Raw genomic sequence first — 14,686 nt, forward strand, 5'->3', positions numbered from 1 at the left:
ACCGATGAGGCTTTTTCCCAAATGGCCACCGGCAGCAGGGCCGCCACTGAGCCGAAAGCAGGCACCACCTCCGAAACGGACACACGATGCAGCCGGCCAATATCCCCTACTTCGAACGCCCCCTGTTCTTCTTCGACCAGGCCCGCTTCCGCAGGGCCCTGGTCGAAGGTGCCAAGCCCCTGCTGACGATCTTCAAGGACGCCGCCGGTGCCGCCGACGCGCAGATGGCCGAGCGCTTCCGCGAGGGCGAGGACGTGCGCACCCTGGTGCACGAGCGGGCACTGTTCGTCGACTGCCTGTTGCACTACGCCTGGCACCAGTACGACTGGCCGGCCGGTATCAGCCTGCTGGCGGTGGGCGGCTACGGCCGCGGCGAGCTGCACCCCCATTCGGATATCGACCTGCTGATTCTCACTCGCGACGGCAGCGCCCCCGATACCATCGACAATATCGAGCGCCTGGTGGCCTTCCTCTGGGACCTGGGCCTGGATATCGGCCACTCGGTGCGCACCATCGACCACTGCCTGGAACTGGCCGCCGAGGACATCACCGTGGCCACCAACCTGATGGAGTGCCGGACCGTCGTCGGCGACGACCAGCTGCGGGCGCAACTGGTCGAGCGCATGACCCCGGACAAGCTGTGGCCGGCGGAAGAATTCTTCGCAGCCAAATACGCCGAGCAGCGCGAGCGCCACAACAAACAACAGGCTGCCGAGTACATACTCGAACCCAATATCAAGAACGCACCCGGCGGCCTGCGCGACATCCAGACCATCGGCTGGGTGGCCAAGCGCTACTTCCAGGTTCGCACCCTCAGGCAACTGCAGGGCAAGGGCTTCTTCACCGAAGAGGAGTTCGCCATACTCCAGTCCGGCGAGGACTTTCTCTGGCGGGTGCGCTACGGCCTGCACCTGCTGGCCGGGCGCGCCGAGGAGCGGCTGCTGTTCGACTACCAGCGCGAACTGGCGAAGCAGTTCGGCTATGTGGACAGCGGCACCCAACTGGCGGTCGAGCAGTTCATGCACAGCTACTATCGCATCGTGATGGCGCTGCGGGAGCTGAACGACGTGCTGCTGCAGTTCCTCGACGAGGCCATACTGCAGCGTGGCGAGCGCCAGTCGGTCACCCCCATCAACGAGCGCTTCCAACTGCGCGACAACACCATCGAAGTCACCCAGACCCGCGTTTTCGTCGAACAGCCCTCGGCATTGCTGGAAATCTTCGTGCTGATGGCGGAAAACCCCGAAATCCAGGGCGTGCGCGCCTCCAGCATCCGCCTGATCCGCGAACACCGCCACCTGATCGACGACCGCTTCCGCGCAAACCCGCGCAATGCCGAACTCTTCATGCAGCTACTGCGCTCGCCCCGCGGCCTCTCCACGCAGCTGTCGCGCATGACCCGCTACGGCATATTGGGCCGCTACCTGCCGGAATTCGGCCGCGTCACCGGGCAGATGCAGCACGACCTCTTCCATATCTACACGGTCGATGCGCACACCCTGCAGGTGGTACGCAACATGCGCAGCTTCCGCAGCCCCGAGGCCTGGCAGAAGTTCCCCATCGCCGCGGAAATACTGTCGCGCCTGCGCAAGCCGGAGCTGCTGTATATCGCCGGCCTCTACCACGATATCGCCAAGGGCCGGGGCGGCGACCACTCCAAACTGGGCGTGGTGGACGCCGACGCCTTCTGCCGCCGCCACCACCTGTCCGCCCGTGACCGGCGCCTGGTGTGCTGGCTGGTGGAAAAACACCTGCTGATGAGCCAGGTGTCACAGAAGCAGGACATCACCGATCCCGAAGTGGTGCACGACTTCGCCCGCACAGTGGGCGACCGCGAGCACCTCGACTACCTCTACGCACTGACCGTGGCAGACATCAACGCCACCAACCCGGAGCTCTGGAACAGCTGGCGCGCCAGCCTGATGCGCCAGCTGTACCAGGCCACCCAGCGCGCCCTGCGCCGCGGCCTGGAGAACCCCATCGACCGTGAGGAGATCATCGAGGAGACACGGGCACAGGCGCGCAATATGCTGCGCGCCATGGGCCTGCCCATGGCCTCGGTGGAAAATATCTGGGCACAGATGGGCGAGGACTATTTCGTGCGCGAAAGCGCCGACAATATCACCTGGCACACCGCCGCCATCCACCAACTGCACAGTAGCGGCGACGACAGCGGGCAGAGCGACACCCTGGTGCTGACCCGCAACTCAGGCCCCGGCGAGCACGACGGCGCTACCGAGGTATTCGTCTACACCCCGGACAGGGCCAACGTCTTCGCCGCCGTGGTCACCGGCCTGGACATGCTCAACCTGAACATCCACGACGCGCGCCTGTACAGCTCCGCCTCTGGCTACACCCTGGACACCTTCTACGTGCTGGACGAATCCGGCCAGCCGCTGCTGGACGAGCCCCAGCGCCTGGAACAGATCCGCAACACCCTGCAGCGGGAGCTGGCGCTGGTGGAGGACTACTCCAAAGTCATCCAGCGGCGAACCCCCCGGCGCCTGAAAATGTTCGAGCTGAAGAGCCGCGCCCAGGTCTCCACCGAGCCCGGCGCCAGTTACAGCACATTGGAAGTGACCAGCGCCGACAGGCCCGGCCTGCTAGCGCGCATAGCGCGTATCTTTATCGCCCACGACCTGCGCCTGCACAACGCCAAGATCTCCACCCTGGGCGAGCGCATCGAGGATATCTTCCACATTACGGATGCCCAGGGGCAGCCGCTGCTGGACGAGGCCGCCAATCGCGAACTGGAGGAGGCGATCTGCCGCGAGCTGGACGCCCATCAGGTCAAACATCAACAGCAGTGACTCGGGAAAGAATGACAGAGTTCTATGCGAAGGCCCTGCTGCCGGTGGCCATTTGGGAAATGTTTGCCGATGAGGCTTTTTCCCAAATGGCCACCGGCAGCAGGGCCGCCACCACCCCTTTTAAAGGCCGGGGACTGGAAACACGAAAATGAACCCGAATATCGAAAAATTACAGCCGTATCCGTTTACCAAGCTGGCTGCGCTGAAAAAAAACCTGGTGCCGGCGGACAAGCCCCATATCGCCCTGTCCATCGGCGAACCCAAGCACAGGCCGCCAGCATTCGTGCGCGACGAGTTGATCGAAAACCTCGACAAGCTCTCCGCCTACCCGGCCACCAAGGGCATAGATCCGCTGCGCGAGGCCATTGCCCGCTGGCTGTGCCACCGCTTTCAACTGCAAAGCGTCTGCGCCGACAGCCAGGTGCTGCCGGTCAACGGCACCCGCGAGGCCCTCTTCGCCTTCGCCCAGGCCGCGGTGTCGCCGGGCGCCAAAGTGCTGATGCCGAACCCCTTCTACCAGATCTACGAGGGTGCCGCCCTGCTCGCCGGCGCCACCCCGCACTTTATCAACTGCACTGCAGATACCGGATTCAAGCCGGACTTCGCCTCGGTACCCGAACAGGTGTGGCGCGACTGCGAGCTGCTGTATATCTGCACCCCCGGCAACCCCACCGGCGCCCTGCTGGAAGCGGAGGACCTGCGGGAACTGATCCAACTCGCGGACCGCTACGACTTCACCATCGCCTCCGATGAGTGCTACTCGGAGCTCTACTTCGACGAGGGGAATCCACCCATCGGACTGCTGCAGGTGTGCGAGCAGATGGGCCGCAGGGACTTCGCCCGCTGCGTGGCATTTCACAGCCTGTCCAAGCGCTCCAACCTGCCCGGACTGCGCTCCGGCTTCGTTGCCGGCGACGCCGCGGTCCTGGAAAAATTCCTGCTCTACCGCACCTACCACGGCTGCGCAATGCCGGTGCCGAGCCAGTACGCCTCCGTCGCCGCCTGGCAGGACGAGCAGCACGTACGGCATAATCGCGCGCTTTACAAGGAAAAATTTGCCGCGGTACTGGAGATACTCGACGGCTGCCTGGACGTGCGGCAGCCCCAGGCGAGCTTCTACCTTTGGCCGCGGGTCGGAGACGGCGAGGACTTCGCCCGCGAGTTGTTCCGCCAACAGCACATCACCGTACTGCCCGGCGCCTTCCTGGCCCGCGAGGCGGACGGCATCAACCCAGGCCGCGAATATGTGCGCATGGCCCTGGTGGCGACGCTGGAGGAGTGTGTCGAGGCGGCGAGGCGCATCAAAGACTTTTGCCAGTAGCGGCACCTATCGCGGCCATCGGCCGCTCCTACAGGAGGACCACATCACCTCGCAGGAGCGGCCGGTGACCGCGATCAAAAGCAGAAAAACCACAAAAATGGCAGTAAAAAACCTACTCAAAAAAGAAAGGGTCGAGTTCATCCTGCAAAAGCTCGAGGATCTTTACCCGGAAACCCCGGTCCCACTGGACCACAAGGACCCCTACACGCTACTGGTGGCGGTACTGCTCTCGGCCCAGTGCACCGACGAGCGGGTCAACCAGGTCACACCGGCGCTGTGGAAACTCGCGGACAACCCCGCGGATATGGCGAAGGTGCCGGTGGAGAAAATCCAGGAGGTGATCCGCCCCTGCGGCCTGTCGCCGCAGAAATCCAGGGCCATCAGCAAGCTGTCGCAGATACTGGTCAACGAGTACCACGGCAGGGTGCCGGAAAACATGGCCGCGCTGGAAACCCTGCCCGGCGTCGGCCACAAGACCGCCAGCGTGGTCATGGCCCAGGCCTTCGGCCACCCGGCCTTCCCGGTGGACACCCATATCCACCGCCTGGCGCAGCGCTGGGGCCTGACCAGCGGCAAGAACGTGACGCAGACGGAAAAAGACCTGAAACGCCTGTTCCCGCGCGACAAGTGGAACAAGCTGCACCTGCAGATTATTTTCTACGGCCGCGAATACTGTTCGGCGCGCGGCTGCGACGGCACCGTGTGCGAGATCTGCACCACCTGCTACCCGAACCGCAAGAACCCGAAAAAGACGAAGAAGGCATGATTACTCTCTACGGCATCAAGAACTGCGACACCGTCAAGAAAGCCCGCAAGTGGCTGGAAAAAAACGGCATCCAATACCGCTTTCACGACTTCCGCGAAGACGGCATGGAAACCGTGCCCCTCGCATCCTGGCTGAAAGATTTCGGCTGGCAGGAAGTGCTGAACCGCCGCTCCACCAGTTGGCGCGCACTGGGCGACGATCAGAAGAACGGGATGGATGACGAGACTGCACTGGCACTGGCCGCCGAGACGCCGACGCTGATCAAACGGCCGGTCACCGTCTCCGGCGGCACCACCTTGTTCGGCCTCAAGGAAGCCGACTACAAAAAGTTGACGAAATAGAGCGAATTGCAGGGTGGATAAGCATCAAGCGCATCCACCGAACAAGCTGGCGGATGCGCTTGATGCTTATCCGCCCTACGACAATACCGAGCAAACAGGAAGATTCATGAGTGACATTTACAGCATCGGCTTTGGCGTCGGCACCTGCAACAGCAAGGGCGACTGGCTCGAGGTCTACTACCCGCAGCCGCTGTTCAAACCCAACGCGGACATAGCCGCCGCGGTCACCGAAACCCTCAATATTTCAGGCGGCAACCACAGCCTGGCCCTGGATCCGGCGCAGCTGCAACCACTGGCAGACAGACTCGCCGGCGCGGGCGCCGTTGAGCAGGCGGAAATCCTCAGGCAGTTCGCCAGCAGCCAGCGGCCGCTGGTGGCCGTGGTACTGTCCAGCGACGAGGCGCCGCAGTCGGTGCCCGAGGCCTACCTGAAACTGCACCTGCTCTCCCACCGCCTGGTGAAGCCGCACCAGACCAAGCTGGACGGCATCTTCGGCAAACTGGTCAACGTGGCCTGGACCAACAGGGGCGCCATCGACCTGGAGGAGCTGCCACAGCGCCAGCTGGAAGCGCGCCTGAAGGGCGAACACCTGGACGTGGCCTGCGTGGACAAGTTCCCCAAGATGACCAACTACGTAGTGCCCGCCGGCGTGCGCATCGCCCACACGGCGCGGGTGCGCCTGGGCGCCTACCTGGGCGAGGGCACCACCATCATGCACGAGGGCTTCGTCAACTTTAACGCCGGCACACAAGGCCCGGGCATGATCGAGGGCCGCATCTCCGCGGGCGTCTTCGTCGGCGCCGGCTCGGACCTGGGCGGTGGCAGTTCCACCATGGGCACCCTGTCCGGCGGCGGCAACATCGTCATTTCAGTCGGCGACAACTGCCTGCTCGGCGCCAATGCCGGTATCGGCATTCCGTTGGGCGACCGCTGCACCGTCGAGTCCGGCCTCTACGTCACCGCCGGCACCAAGGTGGCGCTGCTGGACGACGGCGGCAAGCTGGTTGAACACGTCAAGGCCCGCGACCTGGCCGGCAAATCCGATCTGCTGTTCCGCCGCAACTCCGTCAGCGGCGCAGTGGAATGTTTGACCAACAAGAGTGCTATTGAGCTGAACGAAGCGCTGCACAGCAACTGAGTTCGGGACTCGGGACTCGGGACTCGGGACTCGGGACTCGGGACTCGGGACTCCAGTAGGGTGCGCCGTGCGCACCATCCAGCCAAGGTGCGCACGGCGCACCCTACGGCCCGGGACCCGGGAAGCATCGTGGGTAAGCGCCTAGGTTGGGGTGAGCCCCGCGAACCCCAACATTGCCCCAGCGCCTGAACCAGGCCCTGCCCCTCCGAAAAGGAATCGAGAATTGATGACACCCACAGTAGAACTCGCCAGCGACCTGATCCGCCTCAGATCGGTAACACCGGAAGACGCCGGCTGCATGCCGCTGATGATCGAGCGCCTGGAAAAAATCGGCTTCGAGACCACCCGACTGCGACGCGGCGATACCGACAACTTCTGGGCGGTGCGCAGCGGCAAAAGCGAAGGCCCGCTGTTCGCCTTCGCCGGCCACACCGACGTGGTGCCCACAGGCCCGGAGGAAAACTGGCAGCACCCGCCCTTCGAGCCGGTGATCGAGGACGGCTACCTCTACGGTCGCGGCGCAGCGGACATGAAGGGCTCCCTGGCCGCCATGGTGGTGGCCTGTGAGGAGTTCGTCGCCGCGCACCCGGATCACAAAGGGCGCATCGCCTTCCTGATCACCAGCGACGAGGAGGGTCCGGCCCACGACGGCACCGTCAAGGTGGTGGAGTGGCTGGAAGAACAGGGGGAGAAAATCGACTGCTGCCTTGTAGGAGAGCCGTCGAGCACCGAGCGGGTCGGCGACGTGATCAAGAACGGCCGCCGCGGCTCCCTGGGCCTGGAACTGACTGTCTTGGGCGTACAGGGGCATGTGGCCTACCCCCACCTGGCGGAAAACCCGATTCACGAACTGGCACCGGCGCTGGCCGAACTGGCCGCCGAGGAGTGGGATCAGGGCAACGACTTCTTCCCGGCCACCAGCTTCCAGGTATCCAATATCAACGGCGGCACCGGCGCCACCAATGTGATTCCCGGCGAAGTGAAAGTGGTGTGCAACTGGCGCTTCTCCACCGAGACCACGGCGGAACAGCTGGAGGAGCGCGCGCGCAAAATCCTCGACAAGCACGGACTCAAATACCGGGCCGGCTTCAAACTCTCCGGCCAGCCCTTCCTGACCGCCGAGGGCCCGCTGGTGGAGGCCGCACAGGCGGCGATACTGTCGGTCAGCGGCGAGACCACCCAGCTCTCCACCGCCGGCGGCACTTCCGACGGCCGCTTTATCGCGCCCACCGGCGCCCAGGTGGTGGAGCTGGGGCCGGTCAATGCCACCATCCACAAGGTGGACGAGTGCGTAAGAGCGGAGGACCTGGACAGACTGAAGGATATGTACCGGGAAATACTCTCCCGGCTGCTTGCCTGATTGCTGTAATCGGCTGTAAGCGCATTCGCTTGCCCCGGCGGATGCGCTTTTTCATAATAAGGAAAAAAACAAAGCAAGTCAGGGACGTTTTATGCACCACGCTCGAGTGATCTCTCTCGCTTTTCCGCTTCTCCTCTTCTTCTCTACCGCAGCCTTCTGCAAGAGTCCGGTTCCCCTAGAGGATCTGGTCAAACACGCGAACATCCAGCAGGTAAAAATTTCCCCAAAGGGCACCCACCTCGCTGTGCGCAAGCTCTACGAGGGGGAGCACATGCTGGTATTCATGTCCCTGAACCCCCTGAAAATCACCGGTCACTTGCGCTTTCGCGGCAAGGAGGAAGTGGGCGATTTCTACTGGGCGAATGACGAGCGGGTGGTGGCCGAGGTTATCTCCCGCAAGGCGGCCCTGGATGCGCCGGTCAATTACGGTTCTCTCTTTGCCATCGACTATGATGGCTCCAGAGGCAAAAACATCTTCGGCTGGGCCGCTGGCGAGCAGCAGACGGGTTCGCGCATCAAGAAAGCGGAGAGCACCTACGCCCACGCCACCCTGATCGACATGCTGCCGGACAACGACAAGGAAGTGCTGGTCTCCACCTACCCCTGGGCGAATGACTGGGAAACCCACGGCGAAGTCTACCGAATCAACATTTATACCGGCGTCAGGGACAAGGTGGCCGGCCTGCCCCAGGTGGGAGGGAGGGCCTTTACCGACGGCAATGGCAACCTGTTGTTTGCCAATGGCACCGACCGCAACGATGACTACCAGCTCTTCCGGAAAGAGAAAGTGGGCTGGAGCCGGATCGAGGACCCGGTACTGGAACGCGGGACGCCGGTGGGTTTCGACCCGGAAACCGGTGAAGCCTACCTGGTCCTGGACCGCAAGGGGCAAACGGAGCAGCTTGTTAGATTACAGCCCGGCAGCGACCAATATGCGCCGGTGTTCCAGCACGAATTTACCGATATCAACGGCATTATTCGCCACCCTGTCAGCGACAAGCCCCTGGGCGTCTACCTGCACCCGGATTACCCGGAGGAACACTTCTTCGACGAGGGCGATGGCTTTGCGCCTTTTTTCCGCGGATTGAAAAAAGCCTTTGACGGCTACCGCATCTCATTTACCAGCTTTACCGAAAACGGCGACAAGGGCATCCTGAAAGTCCACGGGGACCGCCTGCCCGGCGACTATTTCCTGGTGGATATGAAGTCCCGGAAAGTGGACTTTATATTATCTTCCGCCGAGTGGCTGGACCCGCAAAACATGAATCCCATGCGCGCCGAGTCATTCACCACCGGGGATGGGCTGCGTATCGGCGTCTACCTCACCTTCCCAAGGAATCTGACGGAAAAGCTGCCGATGGTGGTGATGCCCCACGGCGGCCCCCATGCGCGCGACTACTGGGGCTACGACCGACAGGCACAGATCCTGTCCCAGAACGGCTACCTGGTGCTGCAGGTCAATTTCCGCGGCTCCACCGGCTACGGCGATGGTTTCTATGCCGCGGGCAGGCGCCAGTGGGGCGACAAAATCCAGCGGGATATCGCCGAGGCCGTAGAGTGGGCCATCAATCAGGGCCATGCAGACAGAGAACGCATCTGCATTTTCGGCGGCAGTTTCGGCGGCTACTCGGCGCTGATGAACCCCATCCGCTACCCCGAGCTATACCAGTGCGCCATCGGCTACGTCGGCGTCTACGACCTGCAGATGATGTACGAGAAGGGCGATATCCAGCGCCGCGACCGCGGCATCTCCTACCTGCAGCGCGAACTGAGCGGGGACGAAAATTTCCTGCGCGCCCACTCGCCGCTGTACAACACCGACAAACTCGACTTGCCACTGTTCATCATCCACGGAGAGCAGGATGAGCGGGTGCCGGTGGAGCACGCCGAGGCGCTGCTTGATAAATTGGCAGAGGAAAAGAAGCCGGTTAAAACCCTGATAGTGGCGAACGAGGGGCACGGCTTTTACAGCGAGAAGAACAACGAGCGACTGTACACCGAGCTGCTCGGCTTTCTCGACCGGCATATCGGCATCGGCGCTGCGGAAAAGTCCGAAGGGGAAAGTGGTGAGTGGTGAGTGTACCGGGGAGAGGCGCGGGGCAAACATCACCGGCCACTCGCCACCGATCACTCACCGCTAGTGCAGCCGCCCGTGCCCGCCCTGCCCGTTGCGCTCCGACTCCTCGAAGGCGTGGGTCAGCACGAAGTAGTAGATCACCTGTGGCTGGCCCTGCATCTCGGTGACCAGGTCGAAGTTGTACTCGCCCTTTTCGCCGGGAGTTACCTGCACCGAGGTGACGTGCTCCGGCTCGATAAACAGCTCCGCCACCGGGCGCTTGCCGCGCATCACCTGGACCAGCAGGGTGCGCACATCCTCTTCGCTGAAGCGCCAGTAGTAGTCGTCGTCATCGTAGACGACGGAGTCGGCGGTGCCGGCGCGCAGTATGCAGTTGGGGTGCTCGGTCAGCCAGGGCCAGAATTCCTTGAAGGAGAGGGAGCTTTTCATAGGCCGATCAGTCATCCAACGGCTCCACACTGTCGGCGCCGCCCTCGAGGCCAAACTCCCCGGCGATCTGCCGGCACCAGCGGTTCAGGCGCTCGCCGGTCAGTTCTTCCTGCTGGTCCTCGTCGATGGCGAGGCCGACGAAAATACCCTCGCCCTCTACCTCCGCCTTGGAGGCCTCGAACTCGTAACCCTCAGTGGGCCAGTGGCCAATAATGGTCGCACCGTTAGCGACTATCACGTCGTGCAGCATGCCCATGGCGTCGAGGAAGTAGTCGCCGTAGCCGAACTGGTCGCCCAGGCCGAAGAGGGCCACCGTCTTGCCGCCGAAGTCTATCTCCTGCACATCCTCCCAGAACTCCTCCCAATCGGACTGTATCTGGCCGAAGTCCCAGGTGGGGATGCCGAAGATCAACTGGTCGTAATCGGCGATCTCCAGCTGGGTGACGTCGGCGATATCGTGCACATCCACCCGTTCCGCGCCCAGGCGGGCCCGGATGCGCAGGGCCACCGCCTCGGTGTTACCCTCGTCGCTGCCGTAAAACAAGCCGATTTTGCTCACAATCACTCCTCTTCGCCTGTATGCAGGCCCTATATTCTGGTTTGAGCGGCGGCGTATTCTCCCAGCAATGACGGGGTGCGGCAAGCTGAGGGCGGTCGGTGGTCGGTGGTCGGTGGTCGGTGGTCGGTGGGGTTGTAGGGGCGAATCTTGTGTTCGCCCAGGGGCGCCCCCTCCCCCAGCCCCTCCCCCGCAAGCAGGAGAGGGGAGCAACAGCAAAAAAGCCCCCGCGATGCGGGGGCAAGGGACTATGAATCTTTCGGGCCGTTGGGGTAGGAAGCTGCCCGATCGATCGCACAGGAGATGATGATTGATTACTGCTCGTCGTCGAGCCAGCGCTTGTGGCGCTCCTTGCGGTGCTCTTTGCGCTCGGCCTTCAGCTGTTCCAGCTTGGCCTTCTGCTCGTCGGTGAGAATGGCCTCGAACTGCTGGCGCTGCTTGTGCATCTGCTGCATCCTGGCCACCTGAAGCTTGCCCAGTTCGGCGCCCAGGCTGTCCAGGGTGGCCTGGCCGGCACCTGACTCTATGGCCTCGCGCAGCTGCTTGTGCAGATCGCGCATCTGCTGCCGCTGCGCCTTGCGCGCCTCCTTGGTGGCCTCGCGGTTGGCCTTGAGTTGCGCCTTCTGGCCCTCGGTCAGATCCAGCTCCTCGGCCATATGCTCAAAAAAATGTCCCCTGAAATGGTGCGGGCCCCGGTGATGATAGTCGCCGCCGCCGAAGGCCAGGCTCATTCCCGGTATCGCCAGGGCGCCTGCCAGTACCAGGCTGCCCGCCATCGCTTTCCAGTTTTTCATCGACGCTTCCTCGTGTTTGGTGTCAGTAGCTGCATAGTAGGGTCGCGCCGTGTAAAGGGGGGCAAACCGCGGTAAACATTTGTTAAGAACGGTTAAAGGCCCGGAAGACCGTCGCAAACGGCGCCGGGGCTTTGCATATAATGGCCTCACTCAATTCGAGAGCAGACTATGAGCCGTATCCTACTGGTCGACGACGACACAGAACTGACCGATCTCCTGCGGGAATATCTCACCGGCGAGGGCTTCGAGGTGACCGTGGCCAACGACGGCGGCCGCGGCCTGGAGCTGGCCCAGAGCCACAACTTCGACGCGCTGGTACTGGACGTGATGCTGCCGGTCTACAACGGCTTCAACCTGCTGCGCAAGTTGCGCGAGGAGGCCGGGCCCGCCAGCCGCTCGCTGCCGGTGCTGATGCTGACGGCCAGGGGCGATACCGTGGACCGCATCGTCGGCCTGGAAATGGGCGCCGACGACTACCTGCCCAAGCCCTGCAATCCCCGCGAACTGGCCGCGCGCCTGCGCGCAGTGCTGCGCCGCGGGCGGGTCGAGGCGGAGGAGCCGGACGACCTCTCCAGCGGCACCCTCTCCAGCGGCACCCTTTCCAGCGGTTCCCTGCGCCTGCAGCCCTCGGAGCACCAGGGCTACTGGAACGACCGGCTGCTGTCCCTGACCGGCGCCGAATTCGCCGTGCTCAAGGTGCTGGTGCAGCACGCCGGCGAAGTGGTCAGCAAGGAGGTGCTCACCGAGACGGCCCTGGGACGCAAGCTGATGCCCTACGACAGGTCCATCGATGTACACGTCAGCAATATCCGCAAGAAGCTCGCCGAACAGGGCGCCAGCCGCGACCTGATCATCAATATCCGCGGCGCCGGCTATATGCTGACGCAGAGCCAGGGCGGCTGATGCGCAGCCTCTTCTGGAAGATGTTTGCCGGCGCCTGGATCACCGCCATGGTGATGGTGGTGGCGGCCATCTACATCACCCACTTCGGCGAGTTTGGCGACCCGCGCCACGAGGAGCGCTGGGAGGGACCGGCACTCTTCCGCGAGGTGGTGCGCAATATGCGCCGGGCCCGCCGTCACGGCCCGGAGCACTTCCAGCACTGGCTGGAGCGGCTGCCGCCACCGGTGCAAAAGCGGGTCTTCGCCATCGACCAGCACGGCCGCGAACTGCTCGGCCGGCCGCTGCCGCGGGACATGGCGCCGCTGTTCGAGGGCCTCAACTTCCGCAATCGCGAGCTCCACCTGCTGGTGGACAAGAAGCCCACCGTGGGCTTCTTCCTGCCACTGCGCGGCGGCGACAGCCTGCGGGTCGCCATCTCTGCCGGGCACAGCAAAGAGGGGCTGTTGCTGCGCTTCCTGTGGCGCAACTTCTGGCCGATCCTGTTGCTCTCCATGCTCGCCTCCGGCGCCGCCTGCTACTGGCTGGCGCGCTACCTGAGCCGCCCCCTGGACCAGCTGCGCGCCGCCACCCGCCGCGTGGCCGCCGGGGAACTGGACTACCGGGTGGCCCCCGGCCTGCACAGCCGCGGCGACGAACTGGCGGACCTTGCGCGGGATTTCGATTCCATGACCGCACAGCTGCAGGAATCCATGGCGGAACAGCGCCGCCTGATCAAGGACGTGTCCCACGAGCTGCGCTCGCCGCTGGCGCGACTGCAGGTGGCACTCGGCATAGCGCGGCAGAAGAATGTCAAAGCCCTGGACGCGGAGCTGGACAAGATCGGCAAGGCCGCCGACTACCTGGAGGACATCATCGCCGATGTGCTGTCCCTGCCGGTCGCCGGCCAGGACCAGAGGCCTCTGGACGACGTGGTGGAAATCAACGGCCTGGTGGAGGCGCTGCTCGAGGATCTCAAAGGCGAGGCGCAGGAAAAGAACCTGCGATTCGACCTGGCCTCCAGCGGCGGGGAGCTGCTGGTCGCCACCCGCGGCAGCTCACTGACGGCGGCGCTGGAAAATATCCTGCGCAATGGCATCAAATACAGCCCGTTTGGTGGCCGCGTGGGTATCGCCATCGACGAACTGGGCGAGCAGTGCCGGATTCGGGTGATCGACTCCGGCAGTGGCGTTCCCGAAGGCGAACTCGAAGCGATCTTCCGCCCTTTCTACCGCACCGACAGCGCCCGCACCCGCGAAAGCGGCGGCTTCGGCCTCGGCCTGGCCATTGCCCAGCGCACCATTCTCCACCACGGCGGCAGCGTCCAAGCCGGTAACGCGCGCGATGCCGGCCTTTGCGTGGAGATCCGGCTGCCGCTGCTCGCGATCGGCGAGTAGCGGTCCCCGCCCGATCATTGATAAATACCTATCGATCCCTGATCATTGGCCGACGGCTGCGGTTTGAGCCACCCATCAATAACGAAAGGGCTCCGCTATGCGCTGGATACTCTATATTCTGGTTTTCCTGGCACTGCTGGTACTCGCCGGCTTCCTGTTTCCGCGGGAAGTGGCACTCGAACGCAGCGTCTACATCGCCAAGCCGCCGCAGGCAGTCTTTCCCTACGTCAACAACTTCCGCAACTTCAACAGCTGGTCGCCCTGGTATCAGCTGGATCCCAATACCCAATACGAATACAGCGGCCCGGACGAGGGCGTGGGCGCGGTGATGCGCTGGAGCAGTGACAATCCCAATGTGGGCAGCGGCAGCCAGACGATCACCGCCAGCGAACCCTATTCCCTGGTGCGCACCGAGCTGGACTTCGGCGAACAGGGGGACGCCACGGCGGAATTCCGCCTGCAGGCCCAGGGCAGCGGTACCAATGTCACCTGGCAGTTCAGCACCGATATGGGCGGCGGCCCCATCGCCCGCTGGATGGGCCTGCTGGTGAAGCGGATGGTGGTCGAATCCTATGAACAGGGGCTCGACAAACTGAAAAACCTGGTGGAGTCCGAGACGACGCCACCGCCGGCGGAGGAAATCGACAACGGCACGGACACCGAGCTGCCGCCGGACGTGGACGACACCATGGGTGCGGATCCGGAGGATATGGAGTCGGATACGGAAGTCGAGATCCTTGAGGAGGAGGGTGAGGAGCCCGTCGAGGAGGATCAGTAGGTTGGGCTGAGCGCAGCGAAGCCCAACGCCTCGCCGGAGT

The 14,686-nt window shown here is 63.5% G+C and carries 14 protein-coding genes; 11 read left to right on the forward strand and 3 right to left on the reverse strand.

What is annotated here, in order from left to right; genetic code table 11:
- Positions 1–86 precede the first annotated feature (86 nt).
- The 8 genes from AC6R19_RS07400 to AC6R19_RS07435 all read left to right on the forward strand — a co-directional run bounded on the left by AC6R19_RS07400 (position 87) and on the right by AC6R19_RS07435 (position 9,813).
- Positions 87–2,810 (forward strand): [protein-PII] uridylyltransferase, encoded by a 2,724-nt coding sequence (locus AC6R19_RS07400; RefSeq protein ID WP_500579153.1) that lies wholly within the window; start codon positions 87–89, stop codon positions 2,808–2,810.
- 11 nt (positions 2,811–2,821) lie between these two features.
- Positions 2,822–2,962 (forward strand): hypothetical protein, encoded by a 141-nt coding sequence (locus tag AC6R19_RS07405; RefSeq protein ID WP_500579154.1) that lies wholly within the window; start codon positions 2,822–2,824, stop codon positions 2,960–2,962.
- Positions 2,959–4,131, forward strand: a complete 1,173-nt coding sequence (gene dapC, locus AC6R19_RS07410) for a succinyldiaminopimelate transaminase (RefSeq protein ID WP_500579155.1) — start codon at positions 2,959–2,961, stop codon at positions 4,129–4,131. Before AC6R19_RS07405 ends, dapC begins: the two co-directional genes overlap by 4 nt.
- 97 nt (positions 4,132–4,228) lie before the next feature.
- Positions 4,229–4,897 carry an endonuclease III gene (gene nth, locus AC6R19_RS07415; RefSeq protein ID WP_500579156.1) on the forward strand — a complete coding sequence of 223 codons (669 nt, stop codon included), beginning with the start codon at positions 4,229–4,231 and terminating at the stop codon, positions 4,895–4,897.
- Positions 4,894–5,238: an ArsC family reductase gene (locus AC6R19_RS07420; RefSeq protein ID WP_500579157.1), complete on the forward strand. Its 345-nt coding sequence runs from the start codon at positions 4,894–4,896 to the stop codon at positions 5,236–5,238. The genes nth and AC6R19_RS07420 overlap by 4 nt, the downstream gene beginning before the upstream one ends.
- 106 nt (positions 5,239–5,344) lie before the next feature.
- Positions 5,345–6,376: a 2,3,4,5-tetrahydropyridine-2,6-dicarboxylate N-succinyltransferase gene (gene dapD, locus AC6R19_RS07425; protein ID WP_500579158.1), complete on the forward strand. Its 1,032-nt coding sequence runs from the start codon at positions 5,345–5,347 to the stop codon at positions 6,374–6,376.
- 226 nt (positions 6,377–6,602) lie between these two features.
- On the forward strand, positions 6,603–7,736 hold the full coding sequence (gene dapE, locus AC6R19_RS07430) for a succinyl-diaminopimelate desuccinylase (RefSeq protein ID WP_500579159.1): 1,134 nt from the start codon (positions 6,603–6,605) through the stop codon (positions 7,734–7,736).
- 91 nt (positions 7,737–7,827) lie between these two features.
- Complete coding sequence (locus tag AC6R19_RS07435) at positions 7,828–9,813, forward strand: prolyl oligopeptidase family serine peptidase (RefSeq protein ID WP_500579160.1); 1,986 nt, start codon at positions 7,828–7,830, stop codon at positions 9,811–9,813.
- Between the two features lie 60 nt (positions 9,814–9,873).
- Here AC6R19_RS07435 and AC6R19_RS07440 read toward each other — a convergent pair whose 3' ends face one another.
- From AC6R19_RS07440 to AC6R19_RS07450, 3 genes are all read right to left on the reverse strand, one after another.
- Positions 9,874–10,257 carry a hypothetical protein gene (locus AC6R19_RS07440; RefSeq protein ID WP_500579161.1) on the reverse strand — a complete coding sequence of 128 codons (384 nt, stop codon included), beginning with the start codon at positions 10,255–10,257 and terminating at the stop codon, positions 9,874–9,876.
- Positions 10,250–10,801: a flavodoxin gene (locus AC6R19_RS07445; RefSeq protein WP_500579162.1), complete on the reverse strand. Its 552-nt coding sequence runs from the start codon at positions 10,799–10,801 to the stop codon at positions 10,250–10,252. Before AC6R19_RS07445 ends, AC6R19_RS07440 begins: the two co-directional genes overlap by 8 nt.
- Before the next feature lie 311 nt (positions 10,802–11,112).
- Positions 11,113–11,592 (reverse strand): Spy/CpxP family protein refolding chaperone, encoded by a 480-nt coding sequence (locus AC6R19_RS07450; RefSeq protein ID WP_500579163.1) that lies wholly within the window; start codon positions 11,590–11,592, stop codon positions 11,113–11,115.
- Positions 11,593–11,760: 168 nt separating this feature from the next.
- Here AC6R19_RS07450 and AC6R19_RS07455 point away from each other — a divergent pair, with 168 nt between their 5' ends.
- The 3 genes from AC6R19_RS07455 to AC6R19_RS07465 all read left to right on the forward strand — a co-directional run bounded on the left by AC6R19_RS07455 (position 11,761) and on the right by AC6R19_RS07465 (position 14,646).
- Positions 11,761–12,495, forward strand: coding sequence for a response regulator (locus AC6R19_RS07455; RefSeq protein ID WP_500579164.1), 735 nt, complete (start codon positions 11,761–11,763; stop codon positions 12,493–12,495).
- Complete coding sequence (locus tag AC6R19_RS07460) at positions 12,495–13,868, forward strand: ATP-binding protein (protein ID WP_500579165.1); 1,374 nt, start codon at positions 12,495–12,497, stop codon at positions 13,866–13,868. The genes AC6R19_RS07455 and AC6R19_RS07460 overlap by 1 nt, the downstream gene beginning before the upstream one ends.
- Positions 13,869–13,965: 97 nt before the next feature.
- Entirely contained in the window at positions 13,966–14,646 is a 681-nt protein-coding gene (locus AC6R19_RS07465; RefSeq protein WP_500579166.1) for an SRPBCC family protein, read from the forward strand.
- The last annotated feature ends 40 nt before the right edge of the window (positions 14,647–14,686 follow it).

Source organism: Microbulbifer sp. SE14, assembly GCF_059834885.1.